Origin of the sequence: Rahnella selenatireducens (genome assembly GCF_046449555.1) — a bacterium.
Classification (GTDB): Bacteria; Pseudomonadota; Gammaproteobacteria; order Enterobacterales; family Enterobacteriaceae; genus Rahnella; species Rahnella selenatireducens.
This window is the reverse complement of record NZ_JBKEZJ010000010.1, coordinates 111,297-135,928: the sequence shown is the minus strand read 5'-3', so window position 1 is coordinate 135,928 and position 24,632 is coordinate 111,297. Positions and strand designations below refer to the sequence as shown.

The window sequence follows — 24,632 nt, the reverse complement described above, 5'->3', positions numbered from 1 at the left end:
GTTTTTTTAATCCGAGACATTATAATTTGTCCGTTGAGGATGTACAGGCAAAAACCTATAGTGGCGCCACTTCCTGAGCCGGAACGAAAAGTAGATTGGTATGAGGATGCTGAAATACTTTTGGCTTGTGGTTGTGATGTTGTGTTTGCAATTGTCTGGCAATCCGGACACGTAGCTTGAATGCTACAAACTTTTCACTTCCTGTACATTACCCTGTCTGTCCAAAGTGATTTTTCAGCACCGCTATTTGCGGTGCTTTTTTTTGCCCAAATTTCACTGCAGGCTATGTTTTATGCTGCGTATAATGTGACAAAACCGGCCACGTCGCAACAGGGGCCGGTTTTGTCATAAAGCATCTGAGTGAGTTCCCAGTCAGGGTCTCACCGGAGGGATCAGTTCCCTTCTGCCATTTCTTTTACTTCAGATTTATTGATCTGCTGCTTGTTGCCATACGCATCGGTATAACTGATCATACCGGTATCACTGTCGGTGCTTGGTTTGCCTTCAGCAACAATGGTCCGGCCATCGTTGGTGTGCATCACATAATTGCTTGAACAGGCGGCAAGTGTTGTTGTCAGCAGTGCAGCTGAAATTACGGCGGCGATCTTCTTCATCATAGACTCCTTGCAGATTAAAATGCTTTAAAATCCTGGGAAAACCCCAGGCTAATGCTTCTAGTCATCGTAATTCAGCATAACAAACCTCTGATAAATTTCCAGGTAACCATTCCTAAAATGAATAAGTGGCTTGTGTAACAGATAAATCTGTACTTTTTCACTCAGGCCGAAGGATCTGATTTCGCATGAAAGACTTTAAACCTGCTGATTTTCGTCAACAATTTCCCGCGCTGTCGCAGGGACAATGCTATCTCGACAGTGCCGCGACGGCACTCAGACCGCAGGCAGTGATTGACGCGACCCTGAATTTTTATACGCAGGAAGGTGCAACGGTTCACCGCAGCCAGCACCGCGCAGCGCAAACGCTGACAGAAGAATATGAACTGGCCAGAACACGGGTTGCGCAGTGGATTAACGCGCCCCGCTCAGAAGATATTGTCTGGACGCGTGGCACGACGGAATCCGTGAATCTGGTTTCGCAGAGCTGGTTGCGCCCGCAATTGCAGCCGGGAGACGAGATTATTGTCAGCCAGGCGGAGCATCATGCAAACCTGATCCCGTGGCTGATTGTGGCGGAACAATGCCAGGCGCGCGTCGTCACGTTGCCGATTGATGATCAGGGTTTGCCGGATATCTCCGCTCTTCCGGCTATTCTCAATTCCAAAAGCCGTCTGCTGGCATTGGGGCAGATGTCTAATGTCACGGGAGGCGCGCCGGATCTGACCCGCGCTGTCGAACTCGCCCATGACAACGGAACACCGATCTTTATTGATGGCGCGCAGGGCGCGGTGCATTGTCCGGCAAACATGCAGGCTCTGGACATTGATTTCTATGCCTTCTCCGGCCACAAACTCTACGGCCCGACCGGCATTGGCGTGCTCTATGGCAAAACGGCTTTGCTGGAAAATATGCAACCGTGGCAAGGCGGCGGAAAAATGCTGACGCAGGCGTCGATGACCGGTTTTACGCCTCAGACCGTTCCGCATCGTTTTGAAGCAGGCACGCCGAATATTGCAGGCGTTATAGGCCTGTCAGCGGCGCTGAAATGGCTGGAAACTGTCGATATGCCTGCCGCCGAAATTTATGCGCAGCGCCTCGCGACGCTCGCTGAACAGCAGCTTGTGGAACTTGCAGGTTTCCGCAGCTTCCGTTCGCAAAACTCATCGATTTTATCTTTTGATATCGCCGGTGTGCATCACAGCGATCTGGTGACTTTACTGGCCGAACAGGGGATCGCACTTCGCTCGGGCCAGCATTGCGCGCAGCCGTTAATGGAGGCGCTGGGCATCAGCGGAACATTGCGTGCCTCATTTGCACCGTATAATAACGAAAACGACGTGTCGCGGCTGGTCGCGGCGGTAAAATTCGCCCTGACGCTGTTAGCAGATTAATTCACACCGAGGAAAGCCATGTTAGCCCCACACCCTTTCGGGCATGAGATCACAGAAACATCACTGACGGAAAAATTTGCCTCATTCCGCCAGTGGGAAGATCGTTATCGTCAGTTAATTCTGCTCGCGAAATCCCTGCCACCGCTCGATGTTTCGCTCAGAACCTCTGAAAATGAATTATCAGGCTGCGAGAACCGCGTCTGGCTGGGTGCCGAAAAGACTGAGAACGGAACGATGCATTTCTATGGCGACAGCGAAGGGCGGATTGTGAAAGGACTGCTGGCCGTGTTACTGACGGCCGTAGAAGGCAAAACGCCAGCAGAAATCCTGAAGCGGGATCCGCTGGCGTTATTTGACGTGTTAGGTTTACGCGAACAACTGAGCACCAGCCGTTCCAGTGGGCTGAATACGCTGGCAGAAGGCGTAATCGCCCTCGCCCGTCAGGCCGCCTGAGCCTGACGCTGAGCTTTCGCCATCATCTTTTTAAGGACATGGGAAACCGCGACAAAACCGAATGTGGCGGTAACCATGGTCGCAGCACCAAATCCGGAAGCACAATCCATACGTTTCGGCCCTTCCGCCGTCGCGCGTGACGTACATACCGATCCATCCGCCTGCGGATACATCAGCGGTTCGCTGGAAAATACACAATCAATGCCTAGCTTCCCTTTGCTATTTTTCATGACATTAAAATCATTTTTCAGACGCTCGCGCAGTTTTGCAGCCAGCGGATCCTGAATGGTTTTTGCCAGATCGACGACAGCGATTTGCGTTGGGTCAATCTGACCACCGGCACCGCCCGTGGTGACGACGGGGATTTTAAAACGGCGACAGTATGCCAGCAAAGCCGCTTTAGGACGCACACTGTCGATTGCGTCAATGACGTAGCTGAAGCCTTTATCGAGCATTTCAGCAACATTGTCGGGCGTAATGAAATCGTCGATGCACGTCACATTACATTCGGGATTAATCGCCAGAATGCGCTGCGCCATGATTTCTGTTTTCGCCTGCCCGACATTTTCCCGCAGTGCATGAATCTGACGGTTGGTATTGGTGACGCACACATCATCCATATCAATCAGCGTGATAGCGCCAATGCCGGTTCTTGCCAGCGCTTCCGCCGCCCAGGAACCCACTCCACCAATACCAATCACACAGACGTGCGCCTGCGAGAACAGCCCCAGCGCCTGCTGACCATAAAGGCGAGCAGTACCGCCAAAGCGTTGCTGATAAGCGTCGGAGTATGTTGCTGTCATGAACGAAAAACCTCAGTGCGTCTGAAAACTTAATTTGATTGTGAATAAGCGGTGAACAGCGGTTTGCCGTTCTGCGCTGATTTTAACACCCAGACGCGCCCGTAGTGATTATAAAATCCAGCTGCATGCCCGGCATCCGTACCAATCCCCTGATACATATCGAAATGTTGTCCTTTAATGGCGCCACCAACGTCCAGCGCAACCATCAGACGCATATGATATTTACCGGTAAACTTACCTTTATCATTCAGTTCGGGCACTTCAGCCAGCAGCGTGGTGCCGGCCGGAATAAGCGAACGGTCAGAGGCCACCGAGGCTTTGGCAATCAGCGGAACACCGCTGGCACCGCGAACCGGCGCGAAAGGTTCAGGTTTAAAGAAGACAAACGACGGATTTTGCTCCAGCAGTTCGCGTACTTCTGCCGCAGAGTGAGTATCAGCCCACTGGCGGATGGCCTGCATCGACATATTTTCGCGCGCCACTTCGCCACGATCGATAAGCACTTTGCCGATGCTGCGGTAGGCGTGACCATTTTTTCCCGCATAACCAAAGAACATATAAGGACGCCCGTCGCCGTAATCCACATAACCGCTGCCCTGCACTTCCATCATGAAGTTATCCATCAGGGAATTGGTCCAGGCGACAACATAATTGTCGCTCAGCGCACCTGAGTAAATAGAGGCGCGATCCGGCAGGCGACCACGTTTTGGCGGCATACGGTATAGCGGATACTGGAATTCACCCTGACGGGTATAGCGCGCCTGCACAACCGGCGTGTAATAGCCGGTCAGCTGCACGTTACCAAAGTTATCGGCACCTTCCATCTGATAGGCGCTAAGGCCATACTGGCTCAGGTTACGGGTGTCGGCTCCGGAGCGAAGCCATTGTTCCACGGCCTGAAACGTCGTGTTATTTCTGCCATATAAAGAGGAAGACGCGATCTGTACGGCGGCAACCTGATTTGAATAATCCAGCGCGTTGACCGGTTTCCCTGTGGCGTTCGGCTCATTCACGTATTCCAGCGCGTTGTCCAGACGGCCATCTTTATATTGCTGGCCGCGGTCAGTCGGCCGCGAGGAACAGCCCGCAAGCACTGCGATCACCAGACCACTCAGCAGATATTTACTCCAACGTCCTTTCATTATTGCCGCGCTCTCTTACATTCAGGGAAATGACTGGCGAAACGATAACAAACGGGATATCAGAAAGGAATTGCCACAGTATAAAAAAGTGTACTGAGCCAAATTGCACCTCAAACGACGATTTTGTGGACAAAAACCCAGCAACTTGGTGCTTTATTTGAATAAATTCAAAAAAGGGTTGCACGAAATCTCATGGGGAGTATAGTTCGCCTCCATCGGACGCGGGGTGGAGCAGCCTGGTAGCTCGTCGGGCTCATAACCCGAAGGTCGTCGGTTCAAATCCGGCCCCCGCAACCAATTCGATTTCGATGTATGAAATGCTCAGTTGAATTGTTCGATGTAATAAAGCAGTATCACGGACGCGGGGTGGAGCAGCCTGGTAGCTCGTCGGGCTCATAACCCGAAGGTCGTCGGTTCAAATCCGGCCCCCGCAACCAATTCGAGACTGATGCATAACGATGTTCAGTTCGGATTTTGTGATGATGTAAGTACCAAGTAGTGACGGACGCGGGGTGGAGCAGCCTGGTAGCTCGTCGGGCTCATAACCCGAAGGTCGTCGGTTCAAATCCGGCCCCCGCAACCAACTACTTAAACAGTGAATTAAACAACAAGCACCTTAACGGGTGTTTTTTTGTATCAAAATTTCGGATACAGCCAGGAATGGCTTCATATTATCCCACCATTCCCCAGCTTATTTCGCCCTTGCTGCCCCGCCTTCTGAAAACCAAACTTTGATTCCTGCCATGATTGATTCCGCGACTTGCTGCTGAAAATGGGCCGTCCTCAATTTTTTCTCTTCATTGATATTACTGATGAAGGCCGTCTCCACCAGAATTGACGGAATGTCCGGCGCTTTCAGCACGGCAAAACCGGCCTGATCGACTTTATTTTTGTGCAGATGATTAATCTTCCCCATGCGCGTCAGCACTTCTTTGCCAAATTTAAGGCTATCGCCGATGGTTGCCGTCTGAACCAGATCAAACATCGTATGGTCCAGATAACGATCTCCGCTTTTGCTGACCCCGCCAATCAGGTCAGATTCATTCTGGGTTTGTGCCAGGAAACGCGCAGCAGAACTGGTGGCGCCTTTGGTCGATAAGGCAAAAACGGACGAGCCTTTTGCAGCGCGGTTTGTAAACGCGTCGGCATGAATAGAAATAAACAGATCTGCCCGCAGTTTTCGCGCTTTCGCCACCCTGACTTTCAGCGGAATAAAGACATCTTCATTACGGGTCATATGCGCTTTCATATTAGATTCACGCGTAATCAGTTTTTGCAGACGGCGCGCGATTTGCAAAACCACATCCTTTTCTCGCGTTTTGTATTTGCCAATCGCACCCGGATCTTCACCACCGTGTCCCGGATCCAGCATAATCACCAGCGGTCTGCTTCGCCCTGCCTGACCGTCTTTGGCCGTTTCAGGCGGCAGCGTTCTCGCCACATCACCGCGGTTGTAATCTTCCAGTAATGCCAGCAGCGGATCATCTTCCGCACTCACGGCACCGTCCTCCGGATACAAATCGACGACCAGACGGTTGTGGAATTCGGCGACCGGTTTAAGAGTAAACACATGAGGATTGATGGCCCGCTTAAGCTCAAGCACCATGCGCACCGTTTTGGTGTCAAACTGACCCACCCGCGCCTGACGGATATAGGGGTCACTTTGCTGAACCTTTTCTCCCAGACCCTTCAGAACGCTGTTGAGATGAACGCCTTCAATATCGACGACCACACGCGGCGGATCGCTCAGCAGAAATTGCTTATATTTTAGAGGCGTACTGGATTCGAGCGTAATGCGGGTGTACGTAGAAGAAGGCCAGATGCGTACTGCAATAACCTGTGAGCTGGCAGCGAACCCCACTTTGCTCACACTCAGCATCCAGGAAGCCGCTACAGTTTGAAGAAGTCGTCGTCTGCCGGGATTGTGGTTATCGTCAGTCATGCAATCTCAAAAGTGTCTAAAAGTAAGAAATAGCTGATAAAAAGCTCAGTTTAGGGATTCTAACGAATCATATCCTGCATGTCATTCCTAAACATTTTTTCGATTAATCAATTTGTTGTATGTTTGTAATGGGTGTTAAAACAAAAACAACGAATTCTTACTTGCCACACGACGACAAAAGAATAAAAATACAAAAATTACGAATAAAAATTCATACGAGGTTTTGCCGTGAAGGAACGTAGTACAGAACTGGTTCAGGGATTTCGCCACACAGTTCCCTATATTAATGCGCACCGTGGCAAAACGTTCGTGGTCATGCTCGGAGGGGAAGCCATAGAACATGAGAATTTTAGCAATATCGTCAATGATATCGGGCTGTTACACAGTTTAGGCATACGTCTGGTGGTGGTTTATGGTGCGCGCCCGCAGATTGATGAGAACCTTTCTGAGCACAATTATGAGCCGATTTATCACAAAAACATCCGCGTGACCGACGCCCGGGCCCTTGAACTGGTGAAGCAGGCAGCGGGTTTGTTACAGCTTGATATCACCGCGAGGCTTTCCATGAGCCTGAATAATACGCCACTGCAGGGCGCGCATATCAACGTGGTCAGCGGGAATTTTATCATTGCTCAGCCGCTGGGCGTCGATGACGGTATTGATTACTGCCACAGTGGCCGCATCCGCCGTATCGATGAAGAAGCCATCCACCGCCAGCTCGACAGCAATGCGATTGTGCTGCTTGGCCCGGTCGCGGTTTCCGTCACGGGCGAAAGCTTCAATCTGACGTCAGAAGAAGTCGCGACGCAGCTTGCCATTAAGCTTAAAGCCGAGAAAATGATCGGCTTCTGTTCTTCTCAGGGCGTCATCAACGATGAAGGGAATATTATCTCTGAGCTGTTCCCCAACGAAGCGCAGGAACGTATCGACCTGATGGAATCGGGCGGAGATTACCTTTCCGGCACAGTACGGTTCCTGCGTGGCGCAGTGAAAGCTTGCCGCAGCGGCGTGCGTCGCAGTCACCTGATCAGCTATCAGGAAGATGGCGCGCTGGTTCAGGAACTGTTCTCACGCGATGGTATTGGTACGCAAATCGTCATGGAAAGCGCCGAACAGGTTCGCCGCGCCACCATCAACGATATCGGCGGTATCCTTGAACTGATCCGTCCGCTGGAGCAACAAGGCATTCTGGTTCGCCGCTCCCGCGAGCAGCTGGAAATGGAAATCGATAAATTCACCATTATCGAACGCGATAATCTGACCATTGCCTGCGCCGCGCTTTACCCGTTCCACGATGAAGGAATTGGCGAAATGGCCTGCGTGGCGGTTCATCCGGATTACCGCAGTTCTTCACGCGGTGAAATGCTGCTGCAACGCGTCGCCAGCCAGGCCAAGCAAATGGGTCTGAACCGATTATTTGTTCTGACGACCCGCAGTATTCACTGGTTCCAGGAGCGTGGTTTCAAACCTGCGGAAGTTGACGTCCTGCCGATTCAGAAACAGGAAATGTATAACTATCAGCGCCGGTCTAAGATCCTGATATCCGATCTCTGATACCCATTATTTTGATCGTAAAAAAGGACGCTTTCGCGTCCTTTTACTTTTACTCAACCCTACAATTTCTATTTGCTGGTTTGCGATTTCAGAGCCTGCTGTAAGGTTGAAGTATCCGGCCAGGTTTTAAAGCCTTCCGGCGCAGCAAACTGCGGCATTTTACTGTCGTTGCCGGAAACCTGAGACAGCACCGCCAGCCCATCTTGCGCAATCACGCCTTGATGGAAATAATCCGCCAGTTGAGTCTGCGTCAATCCGGCAATCACGCGGATCACGTTTGCCCGTGTATCAAACTGAGCATTCCCGCGACTGAAATCATTCCCCAGACGATCGGCCTCTTCATCCAGAGTCTGCGGACGTTGCTGCATCTCGTTCACCAGTCCCTGCTTATATTGCAGGAATTCATCATCTTTCATTTCACGTAAACGCTTTTCAGCCTGCGGGTAAAATGCCAGATAACGCTGGTAAAGATAGTCCGGTTGTTTGCTGTTACTTTGCAGCAGGAAGCCGATTCCCCACTGCTTACCCACCGGGATCGGGAATGCAAACACCGCATATCCCAGCTGCTCCTGCGTACGCAACTGACTGTAGAACCACGGCTGAATAATCTGCCCCAACAGTGCACTGTAGCCCATACTCTGAACTTCGTCGTAACCGCGTGGCACATACACCGCCGCCAGAGCAGAATCCGTGCTGGTGCCGGTACGCTGAATATTGGCCTTGATCGGCTCAGACACTTCAGCCTGCTTTCCGCGCCACCATTCAGTTCCGTGCGCGCCAAGCTTTTGCATAATCTGCTGTGACATCGCCCTGACCTGATCGGCGGTCATATTCCCCACCACCATCACTTCGACGGCGGCGTGGTGAATCAGCTGTTCACGGTAATTATTCACGTCATCAAGCGTAATCTGCGTGACTAATTTTTCACGCTCAGCGCGTTCGGTATACGGCACACGGGAAAGTAGCTGGATCGGCTGTAACGCCAGTTCGAAAGCTTTGCCTTTATCTGCCGAAGACAATCGTTCCAGATACCAGGATTTCGCTTGATCCAGCTGTTCCTGCGTCGGCTTAAAGTTCGGATAGTTATCCACTAATGCCGCCAGCAAATCAGGCAGACATTCAGTAAAGCCGGTGGCGGTAAATTGCAGGCCATTATCCGGAGAAGTCCCGAACGTAATGCCGCCGATGGACGCCTGATAGCTCAGCTGATCAAACGCGACACCGGTCAGATAATCCGTCAGGCCGTACAATACCTGATTTTTTGCCGAACTCAGTGCCTCTTCATTACGGAAGGACACCGTGACATTGGCTTTCGGCTCATCGGCGAAGTACCGGCTCGGCATATAGAAGACACGCAGCCCTTTATCTTCTACCAGCAACTCAGGTTTGGTCGCCGTCGAGTCTTTCGTCACCAGCGCCAGAGAATCGGGAATATAGGGGTTCAGCGCTGGCAGCGACAACATGATGCCCTGCGCCAGCGTTTTCCATTGTTCAAAAGTTTGCGGCGGCACTTTATCGACCTCGTAAGGAGCATCCATAAAGTAAGCCATTTTGTTGTGCGGCTCATTCGGGCTGATGATCCAGTAGCGTGCATTTTGCGGCGTCATTTCATCCAGACGCGATGCGATTGCTTTGGGATCGTACTGATCGGTCAGATACGGTGAATCGAGCACATGTTCAACCGGGACACGTAGCATGGTATCCACCAGCCACTCCACATAATCCATATCGCGGGTTAACGCGGGATACCGGAAATCAAGCGCCATGACGTGAGCAATTTCGTCGAAATAAGACTTCTTAATGCCTTGTGCGCGCATCTCGCTGAGATAACTGAAAATCGCGGCAATCACTGTGTCGCGCTGGGCCAGGCCTTTATCCGTCAGGGAAACAGAGATATTAAATACCCCCATATTCCGGTTAACCATCGGATCCGCACCGGCACTGATCCCGTCTGCATAGCCTTGTTTCTGCAACCAGTCTGACAGCGTATTCGGGCTGCGGTTACCAATCAGATAGCTAATATAGGTATCTGTTTTACTGCGAAAATCTGCGCTGTTATTATCGATGGTAAATTCAATACGCAATTCTTTGCGTGGCTGTGCAGGAACAAAGTGGATAAATTCCCCTTTTTGCTCTGCCGTCACCGTTGGCACGGTAATCGGGGGCACAGCGGCATGATGGTTGGCTATCTTTCCAAAAGTACTGGCGGCCAGTTCAGCCAGTTCCGGTAAGGGTTTATTGCTATAAATAACACCCACCAGCAGATTCGCTGAATAATAACGGTGATAGAATGCAGTGAGCTGATCGTGAAGTTTGCTGCCCGGTTTATCTTTTAACGTATCCAGATTACCGCCGGAATAACGAGCCGCCGGATGTTCAGGGTTTAACGTTTCGGCCCGAACCTGCGCCATACGCATCCCGTCACGCGAACGCGCCATCGTCAGTTCGGCATTCACCGCATTACGCTCACGGTCACCGTTAGCCGGATCCAGCAATGGCTCACCGATGGCATCCGAAAGGCGATCTACGGCTTCAGGCAGGGCATCGTTTTCGACTTCCAGATAAAAAGCTGTGCGGTAAGACGCGGTGCTGCCGTTATGGCTGCCGCCGTGTTTTTTAAGGAATTCAGAGAGGCTTTCAGGCTGAGGATACTTTTTCGATCCCATCAGAAGCATGTGTTCAGTGTAGTGGGCAAGCCCTAGCTGGGAATCAGGGTCTTCGAGAGAACCCACGGGAATAGCCAGCGCAGCAAGTGACTTGGGCGCCTGAGGGTCAGAAACCAGCAATACCGTCATATCATTATCAAGCTTGATCGCTTGATACTGACGGGGGTCGTTCTGACTTTTATTAATAGCTTGTGCATAAGGCTGCCAGTTGGCGGCGCTTGCGACTACAGGGGCCCAAAAGGTCAATAACAACAGTAACCCGGAAATTCGGGTAACCTGTTTCAACATCGCCACTCTCCCTCAATCGAGTAAATATGCCCGCGGGCACCAAAAATAAACAGTTCAACAACTTATGGATCTCAACCTGCGGTTTTCTGCTATCAGGTCTTTTCAGACCCCGCAGACGCAGGATAGTTGTCAAAAAAATCGAACCGGGATGAGCAGTCAGGAGCTCCGTCACATTTTGTTCCCGAACCGGACGTTTCCTGCTGGGGAAAATCACCCTGTTAAACCACTCTAAGCTGTTAGCCCATCATTGCAAGCGGCTTGACGGTATTTACCCGACTTATTCTGAAGCCCTTCTGCTGCCATTTATCCACTTATTTTGCAGATTAAGCGCTGTAAAATTGCCTGATATCTTGCGGGTGACCGTATAACAACATGCGTCAGCTGGCACGATTGCCCGAAAGAAATCGGCGACAGTTGATATTCCCAGCCTTTCATGACAGTTTCGTGGCTCTGGCCGGTTACGGCATAAGCTTCCAGCTGCGAATGAGCCTCTGTCCACGCCTGTTGCACCTGCCACTGACGCATAAAACTATAGGTCAGCGACTGGTAATAATTCAGCAGCCCTAAAACAGACACCGACAGCAACAGAGCGGCTATCAATGTTTCCGGCAAGCTAAAACCCTGCTGTGAGATATCTTCTTTTCCGTAAGCCTTAACCATTACAAATCAGCTCATTAGTTTCCGGGCAGAAATCCAGCCAGCCTTGTTTCAGCGGGATAAAAACCAGTGTGCCGTCAGCCTGCTTTTTGCCAATGGCTTGCTGAAATTGCATAACGGGTTCACCGCCTTCGGCCATTTGCCCTGCCCCGCGCAGCAGAAAAATATCCGGCCGCAGTGACGGTCGCACACAGACACGGCCTTTTCCTGAAATCAGTAAACCTGCGGCCACATCCTGGCATTGCCAGTCAGAACCGGTAAAAGCCTTCCAGCTTTGCTGAACTCCCCAGGCCAGAGCCGTTGAAGCATTTTCCCAGGCAACAACGAACCGGTGCTGGCTGGATGTCAGCGCCAGCCCGGCCGACAGTTGCTGCTGCAATGAGTTAAGGGCAATAAGCCCCAGCCCCATCATCACCATAACGCTCAATATAATGGCGCTGCCGCACTGGCGTTCCGCACCGGTAAAATTCACAACCGCCTTCACAAGTTATGCCCTGCAACCAGCGCGCTGACCTGCTGATGGATAAAAGAATTACGGCTCCACCGGGCCTCGAGTTGCAAAGTAAACAAATGGCCGGCAGAACCACTGGTTTGTTCTGTAACGTTAAACCTTGTCACGCTGACTTCGGCAGGGTCGAGCAATTTTTCCCAGCCGGAACCGCTGCAGCCTGAGGCTCCGCGCTGGATTTCAATGCCTCCCTGACGCAGGCGATAGCCAAAATATTCAGATTCAGCGGTGCCGGGGTTTTCCCATTTTCCGTTGCGGTTCAGGTCGTATATGGCAATGACGCAGGAGCCCGCCGCTTCTCCGTCAGCATTTCCGATAAGGACGGGCTTTCCCTCACAAATGCCATTACAAAAACCCGCCCGTCGGAGATCTTTCTCCATCGTATACGTTGTCTGCCGCAGAAGCTGATCCAGCTGATAATGCCTGCCAAGGCTCTGACTTCTCTGGCGCATCATCGGATAAATTTGCGCGGCACTGAGCATCAGCATGCTGCCCAGCCCCATAGCCATCATCACCTCCGGCAGCGTGAACCCGAGGTTATTACGCGGGATTACTGGCATGACGCAATCCCCAGTAAAGGCTGATTTTCACTGCATATCCGCAATCTTCCCCTAGCAGAAAGGACAATCCGCAGGCTGCCTGCCGCATTTTTTAGTGTGAGATGTCCCGGCATCGCCGAATTTCGTAACCCGTAAAAACCGGTCGCGTTGTCAGAGAGATCGAGCAATTCAATTTCAGGATCATCAACCGTAAACTCCTTGCTGCCGGCCGCATTGCAATCTGCCGCGCGCTGCCCGGTTCCCACGCAGCCGCCCTTTCCACTCATCACCCACAGTATCGCGGAACGGTTGTAGTTGTTGGCACCGGTCTGAACGCCATAAAGATACTGGCGCAGCCGCTGAGCATGCTGTTCAAGCTTCAGCGCCTGCTGATAACCGCGCCAGCTGTGCATTCCCCACAGCGCGCACATCGCCACGATGACGACCACGACCATCATTTCTATCAGCGACATTCCCTGCTCTCCTTTCCGTTGCGTCGTTTTCATGCGGTCAGGTTAGGCAATTAAATTTTACCCGCCACAGGCAAAACGCATTTTTCCGGCACGTCTCGGGAACAATATGTGCAACGGAAAGTACGCAGCAAAATTATTGCGCAATATCCCGCAAGATTGAAACGGAGTTAGAAATCAGGGCTGAAATCGTCAGGGAAAGGTGTAAAACGTACTGCAGCAGGAAGAGGAAGTTTAAGAGAAATGGCCGCCTGACCAGAGTGGCAGGCGGCAAACAGCGAAGGATCAGACAGCGACGGGCGCTTTAATTGCCGGGTGCGGATCGTACCCTTCAATCTCGAAATCTTCGAAGTTGTAATCAAACAGGGAGGCAGGTTTGCGCTTGATAATCAGTTTAGGCAACACGCGTGGCTCACGGCTCAGTTGCAAATGTGTCTGTTCCATGTGGTTGCTGTACAGATGGGTATCGCCGCCAGTCCAGACAAAATCGCCAACTTCCAGCTCGCATTGTTGCGCCATCATGTGAACCAGCAATGCATAGCTGGCGATATTGAACGGCAGGCCGAGGAAGATATCGCATGAGCGCTGATACAGCTGGCAGGACAATTTACCGTCCGCCACATAGAACTGGAAGAAGGCGTGGCACGGCGCCAGCGCCATCTGATCCAGCTCACCCACGTTCCAGGCCGAAACAATGATACGGCGGGAATTAGGGTCCTGTTTCAGTTGCTTAATCACATTCGACAACTGGTCAATTTGCGTGCCATCAGCCGCACCCCATGCACGCCACTGTTTGCCGTACACAGGGCCGAGGTCGCCGTTTTCATCTGCCCACTCGTCCCAGATGCTGACGTTGTTTTCACGCAGATAGGCGATATTAGTTTCGCCTTTAAGGAACCACAGAAGTTCATGAATGATGGAGCGTAGATGGCATTTTTTCGTGGTGACCAGCGGGAAGCCTTCCTGCAAATTGAAACGCATCTGATGACCAAAAATCGACAACGTGCCGGTACCGGTACGGTCGGCTTTAGGGGTGCCCTCATCGAGCACTTTCTGCATTAAATCCAGATACTGTTTCATGTTACCTCACGACAATTGTTTCTGCGGACGGCGATATGCCCAGACCATCATAATCAGGCCAATGACCACCATCGGGATGGACAGAACCTGCCCCATACTGATGATTCCATCGAACAGACCCAGCTGTGCATCCGGCTGGCGGAAATGTTCGACGATGATGCGGAATAAGCCGTAGCCAATCAGGAACAGGCCTGACACCGCGCCCATAGGGCGGGACTTGCGAATGAAGACGTTCAGAATGATAAACAGCACGATACCTTCCAACAGCAGTTCATACAGTTGGGAAGGATGGCGTGGCAGTACGCCGTACTGGTTCAGCAGCGGCTGCCATTTCGGGTCAGCGGCGGCAATCGCGATATCTTCCTGACGGGAACCAGGGAACAGCATCGCCCAAGGTACATTGGTGGTCACACGACCCCAGAGTTCGCCATTGATGAAGTTGCCCAGACGTCCTGCACCCAGACCAAACGGGATCAGCGGAGCAATAAAATCGGAAACCTGGAAGAAATTACGCTTGGTTCGGCGTGCGAAAATCAGCATCACGACGATCACACCAATCAGGCCACCGTGGAAAGACATACCGCCATCCCACACTTTGAAGAGATAAAGAGGATTATCGAGGAACAGTGGCAGGTTATAGAAGAAGACATAACCGATACGGCCACCGAGGAATACACCGAGGAAACCGGCATAGAGTAAATTCTCTACTTCCTCTTTTTTCCAGCCGCTGCCTGGCTTGTTGGCACGGCGTACCGCCAGCCACATTGCGAAGACAAAACCGACCAGATACATCAGTCCGTACCAGTGAAGAGATACCGGCCCGATGGAGAAAATCACCGGGTCAAACTGGGGAAACGCCAGATAGCTGTTGCTCATCTATCACCACAAATTGTTTATCATTATCGCCCGGTTAAGGGCCAGCAGGGAGCGAATAGTAGCATAGCCGGGAGGTTTTCCGGGGCTAAGCCGCTGGAAAAGTTCTGTAAAAAATCATCTCATCGTTCGCCGGAATACGGCCAGAGCAGAAGTCATGCGGTACAGCGTACCGCGTAAGGTGTTTATTTACCGCCGCGGATCAGGCCGCCCAGCCCGCGTCGTTCCATAAATGCCGCCGTCATATGGCGCACATCCGTGGTGAAATGCGCCTGTAAAACACGGCTGGCCAGCTCTTCGGCATCGTGTAATTCAATACGGCGGAGCAGATATTTTATACGCGCCACGCTGCGGCCGTTCATGCTGAGATTGCGGAACCCCATACCGGTCAGCAGCAGCGCCCCCATCGGATCACCGGCCATTTCGCCACATAGACTGACATCCAGTCCAGCAGTTTCAGCACTGGTGACAATCTGCTTAAGCACACGCAACATCGCCGGATGCAGGCTGTCGTAAAGCCCGGCGACGCGGGTGTTGTTGCGATCGACGGCCAGCAGGTATTGCGTTAAATCGTTGGTGCCCACGGAGATAAATTCTACTCTTCCAGCCAGAGCCGGCAGCATGAAGATCATCGAAGGCACTTCAATCATGACGCCCAGACGCGTCGGCGGCAGCTCATAACCCAGCTGTTCTTCCACTTCACGCCCGGCACGGTCAATCAGGCGCCGCGCTTCATCAATTTCTTCGAGGCTGGTGACCATCGGCAGCAGAATGCCAAGATTGCCGGTCGCCGCATTGGCGCGCAGCATGGCGCGAACCTGAATCAGGAAAATTTCGGGCTGATCGAGCGTGATACGAATACCACGCCAGCCCAGACACGGGTTTTCTTCGCTGATCGGCATATACGGCAGCTGTTTGTCAGAGCCGATATCCAGCGTGCGCAGCGTCACCGATTTTTGCGGGAATAATTGCAACATGCCCTGATACTGCGCGACCTGCTCATCTTCGGAAGGGAAGCCGCTTTGCAGCATGAACGGAATTTCCGTGCGGTATAACCCGACACCGTCAACGCGGCTGCCAAACAGTTTTTCGTGGTCAGCGCTAAGCCCGGCGTTGAGCATAACTTGTACCCGCTCGCCGCTTTTCAGCGCAGCCGGTTGCTCAACATCATCTTCGGCTTTCTGGCTCAGCTCCATTTCTTCGCTGATGAGACGTTTGTATTCGGTCACCAGAACGGCTTCCGGGTCAATCAGCAGTTCGCCACGGTAACCATCTACAATCAGCTGACGCTGGCTCAGCAGCGCGGGCTGAATATCCGCGCCCATAATGGTTGGCACGCCCATCGCACGGACTAAAATTGCGGCATGTGAGTTCGCAGCACCATCGCGGACAACGACGCCCGCCAGCCGGTCTTGCGGAACTTCTGCCAGCAATGTGGCCGTCAGTTCATCGGCAACCAGAATGAAACGTTCCGGCCACTGAGTATTGCCCTGGATAGTATCGTCGAGATGGAACACCAGCCGCTGGCCGAGTGCGCGTAAATCGCTGCCGCGTTCGCGCAGGTAGGTGTCCTGCAGGCTGGCAAACTGAGCCGCAAATTCTTCTACGACCTTTTTGACCGCCCATTCCGCCACTGCGCCCTGATCAATCTGCGCAAACAGCTCACGCTTGAGGCGCGCATCGTTGAGCAAGTGGGAATAAAGGTCGAAAATTGCCGCGCTCTCTTTCTGCGCGCTGGCCGTAAAGCGTTTACTGAAACGACGAAATTCTGCACCAGCATCTTCCAGCGCACGAGTCAGCCGCTCGCGTTCGCGAACGGTGTCCAACGTGGACGCCATGTAGACATGCTCAAGCGAAGGCTGCGAGCTGTCCTGCCAGCCGATCCCAATCGCCACACCGGGCGATGCAGCAAGCGCACGCACACGTGTCTGACGGAAACGCCCGTAAAGCACATTAAGCTGTGCCTGAGAAAGGATTGCTGCCAGCTGCGTCGCCAGCGTGACCATAAAAGATTCTTCACTTTCATCAAACTGACGATGCTCACGTTGCTGAATAACCAGCACGCCAAGCAGCTGACGACGGTGAATGATCGGCACGCCTAAGAAGGATCGGAAAAGATCTTCTTTGACGGCGGGAATATATTTAAAACTTGGGTGGCTCTGCGCATCGGCAAGGTTGATAGGTTCAGCCAGACGCCCGACCAGCCCCACAATCCCCTGATCAAACGCCAGGGTAATAGTGCGCCCGCGAGGTTTTTTCAAACCCCGCGTCGCCATCAGATAGTAACAACGGCGGTCATTGTCAGCGAGATAGACGGAACACACTTCGGTGTCCATCGCCAGGCAGGTTTCGTTGACCAGTACATCCAGCGCATCATTCAGGCTGGACGCCATTGCTACCTTTTCAACAATTTCTCGCAAACGCGTGAGCATTTCTTCGTGACTTAGCCTCTTTTACGACGATAAGCGGGTGATGTCTTTGGAAGAGAGACTTCCTGCATCGGCATAATGGTGGTTGAAAACTCCTTCATTACGCGACGGTAAACATCACGTTTGAATGACACCACCTGACGAACCGGATACCAGAAACTCACCCAACGCCAGCCATCAAATTCAGGCGTGCTGCTGCGCTGCATATTGATATCCGCATCGTTGCACATCAGTTGCAGCAAGAACCATTTTTGCTTTTGGCCGATACAAACCGGCTTTGTGTCCCAACGCACCAAACGTTTTGGCAATTTATAACGTAACCAGTTACGGGTTGAAGCCAGAATACGTACATCTTTACGGCCAAGCCCTACTTCTTCAAACAGCTCGCGGTACATGGCCTGCTCAGCGGTTTCACCGGGGTTGATGCCCCCTTGTGGAAACTGCCAGGAGTGCTGACCGTATCGTCTGGCCCATAACACCTGCCCCTGCTTGTCACAGATTACGATACCAACATTCGGGCGGTAGCCATCATCATCGATCACCGGACTACCTCAATAGCTTAAACTCATAGATGCTCTGATTGTTTCATACTACCAACAGGCGGTAAACCACTGGTTAACGCCGATTGGCATGAATAAAAATGGGATAACTCACAGATATAACCAAAGTTATAAACAGATTTTGGAAATCATCCACGATTTTATTCACTTTTTCTGTGGATAGATATGTGCAGAACTTAAGGGTAAGCGGGGTAAAACTCTGCTGAACTTATTTTCTCATGAAAAACGAAATCCAATAAAATGATTGTAAAACAGAATATTACAGAACAATAAACACGTTACCCCATGTTCAAAAACGAGAGCTAAATCACACTCAAAAGTGATCTGGCGAAAGATCAATCAATGACGTTTTTATCCACAGCGATCGACTAAAAGTTGACGCCGCCGGGGCAAAAATTGGGTAAAACCCCATACGTCAAGCCTGTAAATCGAACCAGTGATCGGTTAAAGGCGAGGTTATCCAAGAAATCTGTGGATAAGTAGGTGGAAGATCCTGTTCATTGTCGCCTTCAACAGGTGATCAACCTAATCTTTAGCCTGCAAAATCTGCCGGAATTCGGAAAAAAAACTAAGATAAATCATGCTATTATTCCGCCATCTTGCAGGTATAACTTTTTATTCACTGTGCGGGATGAAAGCAGTACGAAATTTAATCTATTGAATGAGCATTGTTTTTTATGTCGATTCCTTTACCTGCAACACAACCGCCTCGCCACGAAAATGAGCTGCTGCAACGCGCGCAATCTCTTGCGGGTCATACATTAGGTGAACTGGCCGCACGTGCAGGTTTGCCGATCCCGGCGAATCTCAAACGTGAAAAAGGCTGGGTCGGGATGTTGCTTGAAGTGTATCTCGGGGCCATCGCGGGCAGTAAACCCGAGCAGGATTTCGCTGATATCGGCATTGAGCTAAAAACGATCCCGGTCGATTACCGGGGGAAACCGCTTGAAACCACTTTCGTGTGCGTAGCACCGTTAACCGGAAATAGCGGCGTGACGTGGGAAAGCAGCCACGTGCGGCACAAGCTGGCCCGCGTGTTGTGGATCCCTGTAGAAGGCGAGCGTCAGATCCTGCTGGCAGAACGCCATATCGGTGCGCCTTTGCTGTGGCAGCCGTCGCAGGAAGAAGATGAACAGCTGCGTCAGGACTGGGAAGAGCTGATGGATTTAATTGTGCTCGGCAAAGTGGAAAGCATAACGGCCCGCCACGGAGAGTATCTGCAACTGCGTCCGAAAGCCGCGAACAGCAAGGCGCTGACTGAGGCTATCGGTGAATTCGGGCAGCCGATCCTGACGCTTCCCCGCGGCTTTTATCTTAAGAAGCGTTTCACCGGAGCCCTTCTGTCTCGCCACTTTCTGCTTTGAATACCGAAATTTATAAAATTTCACACACCTTTTCTGCCACTTTGGATTCCTTTTGCTACGCTAGACTGTAGATCATTTCCCATAACGAAAAATCTTCGACGTAACCAAAGGAATAACAACGATGATGAAGAAAACTTTGATGCTGACCGGTGCTGCACTTGTGGTTTTTGGCCTCTCAGGCTGCGCCAGCGACTACGTGATTTCCACCAAAGACGGCAATATGATCCTGACCGACGGCAAACCGGAACTGGATAAATCCACCGGCCTGCTTAGCTACACCGATGAACAGGGCAATAAGCGTCAGATCAACAACGATAACGTCAGCCAGGTCATGAAACGCTAAACACCGCGCCCCACCCCATCCTTTCTGATGCGACAACGCGGGTAGCCATACGTGCCACCCGCGTTATTGCAGGATAGTTGCCCCCCTTCCCCCTTGTTCCAGCCTTGTATATAGTCAGTAAAGGCGCTTTTTCGTTAGGCTGACATTCTCAGATAGAAAGGAAGACCGGCAATGCAATATCACCGTATACCCCACAGTTCTTTAGAAGTGAGCTTACTGGGACTTGGCACCATGACTTTTGGTGAACAGAACAGCGAAGCCGACGCCCACCAGCAACTGGATTACGCCGTTGCGGCGGGCATCAACCTGATTGATACCGCAGAAATGTATCCTGTTCCGCCGCGTCCTGAAACTCAGGGGCTGACGGAAAGCTATATTGGCAGCTGGCTGAAAGCTCGCGGCAATCGTGAAAAGATCATTCTGGCGAGCAAAGTCGCCGGCCCTTCGCGCGGTAATGACAATTCCATCCGTCCGGGCCAGATGCTGGATCGCAAGAATATCCGCGCGGCGCTGGATGCCAGCCTGAAACGTCTGAATACGGATTATCTGGACTTATATCAGCTGCACTGGCCACAGCGTCAGACCAATTTCTTTGGCAAACTGAGCTATCAGTACACGCAGGACCAATCACCGGTCACGCTGCTGGAAACGCTGGAAGCACTGAACGAACAGGTACGCGCCGGTAAAATTCGCTATATCGGCGTGTCCAACGAGACGCCTTGGGGCGTGATGCGTTACCTGCAACTGGCCGAGAAACACGATCTGCCACGCATCGTTTCCATTCAAAACCCGTACAGCCTGCTTAACCGCAGTTTTGAAATCGGTCTGGCAGAAATCAGCCAGTACGAGGGTGTCGAATTGCTCGCGTATTCAAGCCTGGCGTTCGGTACCCTGAGCGGGAAATACCTGAACGGCGCGAAGCCGGCGAATGCCCGTAATACGCTGTTCAGCCGCTTCACCCGTTATTCTTCACCGCAGTCCGAAGCGGCGATCGCGGAATACGTGGCGTTAGCGAAAAAACACAATCTGGATCCTTCGCAGATGGCTCTGGCCTTCGTGCGCCAGCAACCGTTTGTCGCCAGTACGCTACTGGGCGCAACCACGCTGGAACAGCTGAAGATCAACATCGACAGCCAAGATTTGACGCTTGAAGGCGATATTCTGGTTGAGCTGGAAGAAATCCACAAACGCTTCACGATCCCGGCACCGTAACGCCGGATTTCAGACATAAAAAAGGGCGCTCAGCGCCCTTTTACTTTTGGGATGTTTATCACGCCAAACGGCGTTTCTGCATGTTCTTCCAGATCCACAGGGCGGCAATCGCCAGCGCAAACACCACGCCGAAGCCGATACCAATTGCCACGACCGGCGCACCCGCCATCACCACCAGCGAATACAAGCCGAGCATCAGCAACATCGCGGTGTTCTCGCCGAGATTCTGAACCGCAATCGCATTACCGGCACCGACGGAAATTTTACCGCGATGCTGTAACAGCGCGTTAAGCGGAACCACAAAGAAACCGCCGAGGATCCCGACAACCACCAGCACTATGTAAGAACTCAGCATACTGGTTTGCAGGGCGAATACGACGACCGCAATTCCGATCGCCACACCCGCAGGCAGACAGCGTTTCACTGTTTCAAGGCGGATGAGTTTCGCCGCCGCACCAGCACCAAACACAATACCGATGGCGACCATCGCATTCAGAAGCGTCGGCGTTTTGTTATCAGTAATGCCGAGCGCCACCGGCACCCACAGTACCAGCAGGAAACGCAGCGTCACGCCCGCGCCCCAGAACAGGCTGGTACCGACCAGCGAAAAGCGGGTTTCGCCATCCTGCCACAGGGTTTTGCAGGCGGAGAAAAACGTCCTCGTCATGTTGGCCGGGTTCCAGGATTGCCCCGGACGCGCCGGTGTCAGCTTGGGAATAAACCAGTTCGCTGCGACCGCCGCGCCATACGCCAGCACGCAGATGCCGAGTGCCGCCAGAATGCTCCAGTCAGCCAGCGCGCCACCGGCTACCGATCCGAGAAGTATCGCCGCAATGGTAGAGGCTTCCATCATGCCGTTGGCTTTCACCAACTGCTCGCCGCTGGCGATTTCGCCCAGAATGCCGTATTTGGCCGGTGAATACGCCGCCGCGCCGATCCCTACCAGCGTATAGCCGAGGAACGGGTTCAGCCCGGCGCAAATCACCGCCGCGCCGCCGAGTTTCAGCAGGTTAGCAACCATCATCACGCGGCCTTTCGAGAAGCTGTCAGCGAACTGACCAACGAACGGCGCGAGAATGATGTAGGTGGCGACAAACGCCATCTGCAAAACCGGCTGGCTCCAGTCGGGATAGAGCTGTTGTTTGATCAGCGCCAGCGCAGCAAACAGCAGCGCGTTATCGCCAAACGCAGACAGAAACTGCGCGACGATCACCGCCGTCATGCTTTTCGACATCAGCGGCGCTGCCGCCATAGAAGGTTGGCTCATGCCTCACTCTCCGGGTTTTCTGCCATCTGGCGCAGGGTGACAAAATCAGGTTTACCGCTGCCCAGCAACGGCAAGGCTTTAACCACACGAATATCACGCGGCACCGCAAGTTCCGGCAGCCCCAGTTCGCGGGCGGCTTTGCTCAGGGCATCACGGCGTAATTCCGGGTCGGTGGTAAACAGCACCAATGCTTCGCCTTTGCTGCTGTCGCTGCGGGACGTCGCTGCATGTTGTTTATCCGGTGAAGCGTTGATGGCAAGTTGCTCGACGCTTTCCAGCGACACCATTTCACCGGCCAGTTTGGCAAAACGTTTCACACGCCCACGAATGGCGCAGAAACCTTTATCATCCAGCGTGACGATATCGCCGGTGTCATACCAGCCCGCCTGCATTTCGCCGTCGGCATTTTCGGCCTGCGGTGCTTCCAGTACGCCAGGATTTTCGACGCGCAGATAGCCTTTCATGATGTTCGGACCACGCAGTTGCAAGCGCCCGCCCTCTTCAATGCCCGGCACTTTAATCAGACGTGATTCCATTCCCGGCAAAATCTTACCGACGGTGTTCACTTTCGCCGCCATCGGCACATTAATCGCCACCACCGGCGCGCATTCGGTCACGCCATAACCTTCTAGAATGCGGATACCGAATTTGTTCTGCCAGATTTCCTTGGTGCTTTCCGCCAGTTTTTCCGCGCCTGCAACGACATAGCGCAAACGGGCAAAATCATAAGGATGTGCAAATCGGGCATAGTTGCCAAGGAAGGTCGACGTACCGAACAACACGTTGCAGTTCTGATCGTAGACCAGCTCCGGCACGATGCGGTAATGCAGCGGGCTCGGATACAGGAACACGCGCGCGCCGGTCATGATTGGCGTTAACAGACCGACGGTAAGCCCGAACGCATGGAAAAGCGGCAGGGAGGACATGAAACGATCGCGCGGGGTGAAATCTGCCACCGTGCGGATTTGCTCGACGTTTGCCAGCAGGCTTGCATGGGAATGCACCACGCCTTTTGGGTTGCCTTCGGAGCCGGAAGTAAACAGCACCAGCGCGGCATCGTCAGCCTGTTGCGGCAGCATGGCTCGACGCGGGAAAATCAGGTGGAGCAGGATCCACAGTTTGTCCTGTAACGTGACGGTATCTTTTAAATCTTCCAGATATACCCAGTTAGCTTCCGGGACATTCTCCGGCAGATGCGTCAGTTTCCCTTTTTCGAGGAACTGGCGGGACGTAATGATCGTTTTGATTTGCGCCGCTTTCATGGCGCTTTGCAACCCTTTCGCGCCGGCAGTGTAATTGAGCAATGCCGGAATACGGTTGCGCATCGACGCGCCGAACAGCGCCGCCGCCATGATTGTGGCATTTGGCAGCAGCATCCCGACGTGTTCCCCTTCGCGGGTAAACCGTTGCAGGATACGGCTGACGCCAAGGGATTTTTTTAGCAGGCCCTGATAAGAATCTTCCTTGAAAGAAATATCGGCAATGCAGGGTTTGCGGCGACCATAACGGGTTTGCGCCGACAGAAACGCCTGATACAACGTTTCCGGCTCGCGGGTTTCCATGCGCGCCTGCATCATCACTTTATGCAGTTGCTCACCGGCCAGCACGCGGCGGTCACGGGAACGCGCGGCTTCCGGCATAGGGATCGTCACCGGCGGTAACACATTGATCGTCACTTTCGGGAACCAGCGGATTTTGAAACTGCCGAACAGGCGACCAAACGGCGTAAATTCTGCGCCGTCAATGCGGATCGGGATCACCGTGGCCTGTGACTTCGCCGCCACAAAGGCCGCGCCGTCGTAAATTTTCATTAATGAACCGGTAACCGTAATGCGCCCTTCCGGGAAAACCACCACCGGACGCCCCTTCTCCACTTCGCGGATCAGGTGTTTAATCGCCATCGGTTTGGTCGGGTCCAGCGGCATGAAGTCCACGTAAGGCTTCAGCCAGCGCATAAACCAGGTATCAGTAATGTTGGAATACACCGCGAATACCGGTTTGACCGGCAGGAAAAGCACCAGCAGCATGCCGTCTATAAAAGAGACATGGTTGGGCGTGAGCAGTAAACGCGGGTAATTAAATGAGGATTTCGCCGGCGTGACGGTCACCCGGAACGCTATGCGGAACAGCCACCTGAACGCGGCGAAAAGAAAGTTATACATGTTTGCCATCTCCTTATGTGTCATCCCTGATCTTGAAAGAAAAAGGTTGGGGAAACAGCATACTATAAGCGGCGGAAGAATCACGACAGTCAGATGAGAGTTTAGGAGGAGCCTGATGAGGTTGTCAGGTTTTAGGCAAAAAAAAACCTACGCATCCGCGTAGGTTGGTGCAAATTTAATCGGTATCAACATGCAGAGCACGTTGATGATTCACCAATCAATACCTCTGGGACGTTCAATTTAGCTGGTTTGCACGAACCTCAGCCAGCAGGCAATCGAAACATAATTCCGCAAAGTGTAACCAGTGGTGAA

The 24,632-nt window shown here is 52.5% G+C and carries 21 protein-coding genes and 3 tRNA genes; 9 read left to right on the top strand and 15 right to left on the bottom strand.

Annotation, left to right across the window (positions count from 1 at the left end; translation table 11 throughout):
* Positions 1-392: 392 nt before the first annotated feature.
* A complete protein-coding gene (locus ACLBVC_RS17135; RefSeq protein WP_104924609.1) occupies positions 393-614 on the bottom strand; it encodes a YgdI/YgdR family lipoprotein in 222 nt (73 codons plus the stop codon).
* A gap of 188 nt (positions 615-802) precedes the next feature.
* Between ACLBVC_RS17135 and csdA the strand changes: the two genes are divergently transcribed.
* Entirely contained in the window at positions 803-2,008 is a 1,206-nt protein-coding gene (gene csdA / locus ACLBVC_RS17130) for a cysteine desulfurase CsdA (RefSeq protein WP_410150632.1), read from the top strand.
* Positions 2,009-2,026: 18 nt separating this feature from the next.
* Positions 2,027-2,461, top strand: coding sequence for a cysteine desulfurase sulfur acceptor subunit CsdE (csdE, locus tag ACLBVC_RS17125; RefSeq protein WP_410150631.1), 435 nt, complete (start codon positions 2,027-2,029; stop codon positions 2,459-2,461).
* Here the strand turns inward: csdE and tcdA are convergent.
* Together tcdA and mltA are read right to left on the bottom strand one after the other, a co-directional pair.
* Entirely contained in the window at positions 2,449-3,264 is an 816-nt protein-coding gene (tcdA, locus tag ACLBVC_RS17120; RefSeq protein ID WP_410150630.1) for a tRNA cyclic N6-threonylcarbamoyladenosine(37) synthase TcdA, read from the bottom strand. The genes csdE and tcdA overlap by 13 nt on opposite strands.
* A gap of 29 nt (positions 3,265-3,293) precedes the next feature.
* Positions 3,294-4,406: a murein transglycosylase A gene (mltA, locus tag ACLBVC_RS17115; RefSeq protein WP_195815749.1), complete on the bottom strand. Its 1,113-nt coding sequence runs from the start codon at positions 4,404-4,406 to the stop codon at positions 3,294-3,296.
* 220 nt (positions 4,407-4,626) lie between these two features.
* On the opposite strand from mltA, the gene ACLBVC_RS17110 reads away from it, so the two are divergent.
* The 3 genes from ACLBVC_RS17110 (at position 4,627) to ACLBVC_RS17100 (ending at position 4,989) form a co-directional block, all read left to right on the top strand.
* A tRNA-Met gene (locus ACLBVC_RS17110) sits at positions 4,627-4,703 on the top strand.
* 63 nt (positions 4,704-4,766) lie between these two features.
* A tRNA-Met gene (locus tag ACLBVC_RS17105) sits at positions 4,767-4,843 on the top strand.
* Positions 4,844-4,912: 69 nt separating this feature from the next.
* Positions 4,913-4,989, top strand: a tRNA-Met gene (locus tag ACLBVC_RS17100).
* A 108-nt stretch (positions 4,990-5,097) separates the two neighbouring features.
* Here ACLBVC_RS17100 and amiC read toward each other — a convergent pair.
* The gene (gene amiC, locus ACLBVC_RS17095) at positions 5,098-6,348 is read right to left on the bottom strand and encodes an N-acetylmuramoyl-L-alanine amidase AmiC (RefSeq protein ID WP_410150629.1); all 1,251 of its coding nucleotides are present in this window, start codon (positions 6,346-6,348) and stop codon (positions 5,098-5,100) included.
* Positions 6,349-6,576: 228 nt separating this feature from the next.
* Here amiC and argA point away from each other — a divergent pair, with 228 nt between their 5' ends.
* Positions 6,577-7,902 carry an amino-acid N-acetyltransferase gene (gene argA / locus ACLBVC_RS17090; protein ID WP_152325440.1) on the top strand — a complete coding sequence of 442 codons (1,326 nt, stop codon included), beginning with the start codon at positions 6,577-6,579 and terminating at the stop codon, positions 7,900-7,902.
* A 68-nt stretch (positions 7,903-7,970) separates the two neighbouring features.
* Here argA and ptrA read toward each other — a convergent pair whose 3' ends face one another.
* The 9 genes from ptrA to rppH all read right to left on the bottom strand — a co-directional run bounded on the left by ptrA (position 7,971) and on the right by rppH (position 17,954).
* A complete protein-coding gene (ptrA, locus tag ACLBVC_RS17085; protein ID WP_410150628.1) occupies positions 7,971-10,856 on the bottom strand; it encodes a pitrilysin in 2,886 nt (961 codons plus the stop codon).
* A gap of 303 nt (positions 10,857-11,159) precedes the next feature.
* Entirely contained in the window at positions 11,160-11,516 is a 357-nt protein-coding gene (locus ACLBVC_RS17080; protein WP_410150627.1) for a prepilin-type N-terminal cleavage/methylation domain-containing protein, read from the bottom strand.
* Positions 11,509-11,997 carry a YgdB family protein gene (locus tag ACLBVC_RS17075; protein WP_410150626.1) on the bottom strand — a complete coding sequence of 163 codons (489 nt, stop codon included), beginning with the start codon at positions 11,995-11,997 and terminating at the stop codon, positions 11,509-11,511. The genes ACLBVC_RS17080 and ACLBVC_RS17075 overlap by 8 nt, the downstream gene beginning before the upstream one ends.
* Positions 11,994-12,581 (bottom strand): prepilin peptidase-dependent protein, encoded by a 588-nt coding sequence (locus ACLBVC_RS17070; RefSeq protein ID WP_410150625.1) that lies wholly within the window; start codon positions 12,579-12,581, stop codon positions 11,994-11,996. The genes ACLBVC_RS17075 and ACLBVC_RS17070 overlap by 4 nt, the downstream gene beginning before the upstream one ends.
* A complete protein-coding gene (locus tag ACLBVC_RS17065) occupies positions 12,572-13,066 on the bottom strand; it encodes a prepilin peptidase-dependent protein (protein WP_410150624.1) in 495 nt (164 codons plus the stop codon). Before ACLBVC_RS17065 ends, ACLBVC_RS17070 begins: the two co-directional genes overlap by 10 nt.
* Positions 13,067-13,315: 249 nt before the next feature.
* On the bottom strand, positions 13,316-14,110 hold the full coding sequence (gene thyA / locus ACLBVC_RS17060; protein WP_410150623.1) for a thymidylate synthase: 795 nt from the start codon (positions 14,108-14,110) through the stop codon (positions 13,316-13,318).
* A 6-nt stretch (positions 14,111-14,116) separates the two neighbouring features.
* Positions 14,117-14,986, bottom strand: coding sequence for a prolipoprotein diacylglyceryl transferase (gene lgt, locus ACLBVC_RS17055; protein WP_410150622.1), 870 nt, complete (start codon positions 14,984-14,986; stop codon positions 14,117-14,119).
* Between the two features lie 182 nt (positions 14,987-15,168).
* Positions 15,169-17,415: a phosphoenolpyruvate--protein phosphotransferase gene (ptsP, locus tag ACLBVC_RS17050; protein WP_410150621.1), complete on the bottom strand. Its 2,247-nt coding sequence runs from the start codon at positions 17,413-17,415 to the stop codon at positions 15,169-15,171.
* Between the two features lie 11 nt (positions 17,416-17,426).
* Positions 17,427-17,954, bottom strand: a complete 528-nt coding sequence (gene rppH / locus ACLBVC_RS17045) for an RNA pyrophosphohydrolase (protein ID WP_101079247.1) — start codon at positions 17,952-17,954, stop codon at positions 17,427-17,429.
* 695 nt (positions 17,955-18,649) lie between these two features.
* On the opposite strand from rppH, the gene mutH reads away from it, so the two are divergent.
* From mutH to ACLBVC_RS17030, 3 genes are all read left to right on the top strand, one after another.
* The gene (gene mutH / locus ACLBVC_RS17040; RefSeq protein ID WP_410150620.1) at positions 18,650-19,336 is read left to right on the top strand and encodes a DNA mismatch repair endonuclease MutH; all 687 of its coding nucleotides are present in this window, start codon (positions 18,650-18,652) and stop codon (positions 19,334-19,336) included.
* A gap of 124 nt (positions 19,337-19,460) precedes the next feature.
* Positions 19,461-19,679 (top strand): YgdI/YgdR family lipoprotein, encoded by a 219-nt coding sequence (locus tag ACLBVC_RS17035; protein ID WP_195815782.1) that lies wholly within the window; start codon positions 19,461-19,463, stop codon positions 19,677-19,679.
* Between the two features lie 171 nt (positions 19,680-19,850).
* Complete coding sequence (locus ACLBVC_RS17030) at positions 19,851-20,891, top strand: NADP(H)-dependent aldo-keto reductase (protein ID WP_104924593.1); 1,041 nt, start codon at positions 19,851-19,853, stop codon at positions 20,889-20,891.
* 58 nt (positions 20,892-20,949) lie between these two features.
* Here ACLBVC_RS17030 and lplT read toward each other — a convergent pair whose 3' ends face one another.
* Together lplT and aas are read right to left on the bottom strand one after the other, a co-directional pair.
* On the bottom strand, positions 20,950-22,158 hold the full coding sequence (gene lplT / locus ACLBVC_RS17025; RefSeq protein WP_410150619.1) for a lysophospholipid transporter LplT: 1,209 nt from the start codon (positions 22,156-22,158) through the stop codon (positions 20,950-20,952).
* Entirely contained in the window at positions 22,155-24,320 is a 2,166-nt protein-coding gene (aas, locus tag ACLBVC_RS17020; RefSeq protein WP_410150618.1) for a bifunctional acyl-ACP--phospholipid O-acyltransferase/long-chain-fatty-acid--ACP ligase, read from the bottom strand. The genes lplT and aas overlap by 4 nt, the downstream gene beginning before the upstream one ends.
* Between the last annotated feature and the right edge of the window lie 312 nt (positions 24,321-24,632).

Excerpts from the sequence above, each read along its gene's own strand:
- mutH (WP_410150620.1), top strand. The coding sequence starts at position 18,650 with ATGTCGATTCCTTTACCTGCAACACAACCGCCTCGCCACGAAAATGAG.
- lgt (WP_410150622.1), bottom strand. The coding sequence starts at position 14,986 with ATGAGCAACAGCTATCTGGCGTTTCCCCAGTTTGACCCGGTGATTTTC.
- ptsP (WP_410150621.1), bottom strand. The coding sequence starts at position 17,415 with ATGCTCACGCGTTTGCGAGAAATTGTTGAAAAGGTAGCAATGGCGTCC.
- ACLBVC_RS17080 (WP_410150627.1), bottom strand. The coding sequence starts at position 11,516 with ATGGTTAAGGCTTACGGAAAAGAAGATATCTCACAGCAGGGTTTTAGC.
- csdE (WP_410150631.1), top strand. The coding sequence starts at position 2,027 with ATGTTAGCCCCACACCCTTTCGGGCATGAGATCACAGAAACATCACTG.
- ACLBVC_RS17065 (WP_410150624.1), bottom strand. The coding sequence starts at position 13,066 with ATGAAAACGACGCAACGGAAAGGAGAGCAGGGAATGTCGCTGATAGAA.
- aas (WP_410150618.1), bottom strand. The coding sequence starts at position 24,320 with ATGTATAACTTTCTTTTCGCCGCGTTCAGGTGGCTGTTCCGCATAGCG.
- ptrA (WP_410150628.1), bottom strand. The coding sequence starts at position 10,856 with ATGTTGAAACAGGTTACCCGAATTTCCGGGTTACTGTTGTTATTGACC.
- amiC (WP_410150629.1), bottom strand. The coding sequence starts at position 6,348 with ATGACTGACGATAACCACAATCCCGGCAGACGACGACTTCTTCAAACT.
- thyA (WP_410150623.1), bottom strand. The coding sequence starts at position 14,110 with ATGAAACAGTATCTGGATTTAATGCAGAAAGTGCTCGATGAGGGCACC.
- ACLBVC_RS17135 (WP_104924609.1), bottom strand. The coding sequence starts at position 614 with ATGAAGAAGATCGCCGCCGTAATTTCAGCTGCACTGCTGACAACAACA.
- ACLBVC_RS17070 (WP_410150625.1), bottom strand. The coding sequence starts at position 12,581 with ATGCCAGTAATCCCGCGTAATAACCTCGGGTTCACGCTGCCGGAGGTG.
- mltA (WP_195815749.1), bottom strand. The coding sequence starts at position 4,406 with ATGAAAGGACGTTGGAGTAAATATCTGCTGAGTGGTCTGGTGATCGCA.
- csdA (WP_410150632.1), top strand. The coding sequence starts at position 803 with ATGAAAGACTTTAAACCTGCTGATTTTCGTCAACAATTTCCCGCGCTG.
- lplT (WP_410150619.1), bottom strand. The coding sequence starts at position 22,158 with ATGAGCCAACCTTCTATGGCGGCAGCGCCGCTGATGTCGAAAAGCATG.
- tcdA (WP_410150630.1), bottom strand. The coding sequence starts at position 3,264 with ATGACAGCAACATACTCCGACGCTTATCAGCAACGCTTTGGCGGTACT.
- ACLBVC_RS17035 (WP_195815782.1), top strand. The coding sequence starts at position 19,461 with ATGAAGAAAACTTTGATGCTGACCGGTGCTGCACTTGTGGTTTTTGGC.
- ACLBVC_RS17030 (WP_104924593.1), top strand. The coding sequence starts at position 19,851 with ATGCAATATCACCGTATACCCCACAGTTCTTTAGAAGTGAGCTTACTG.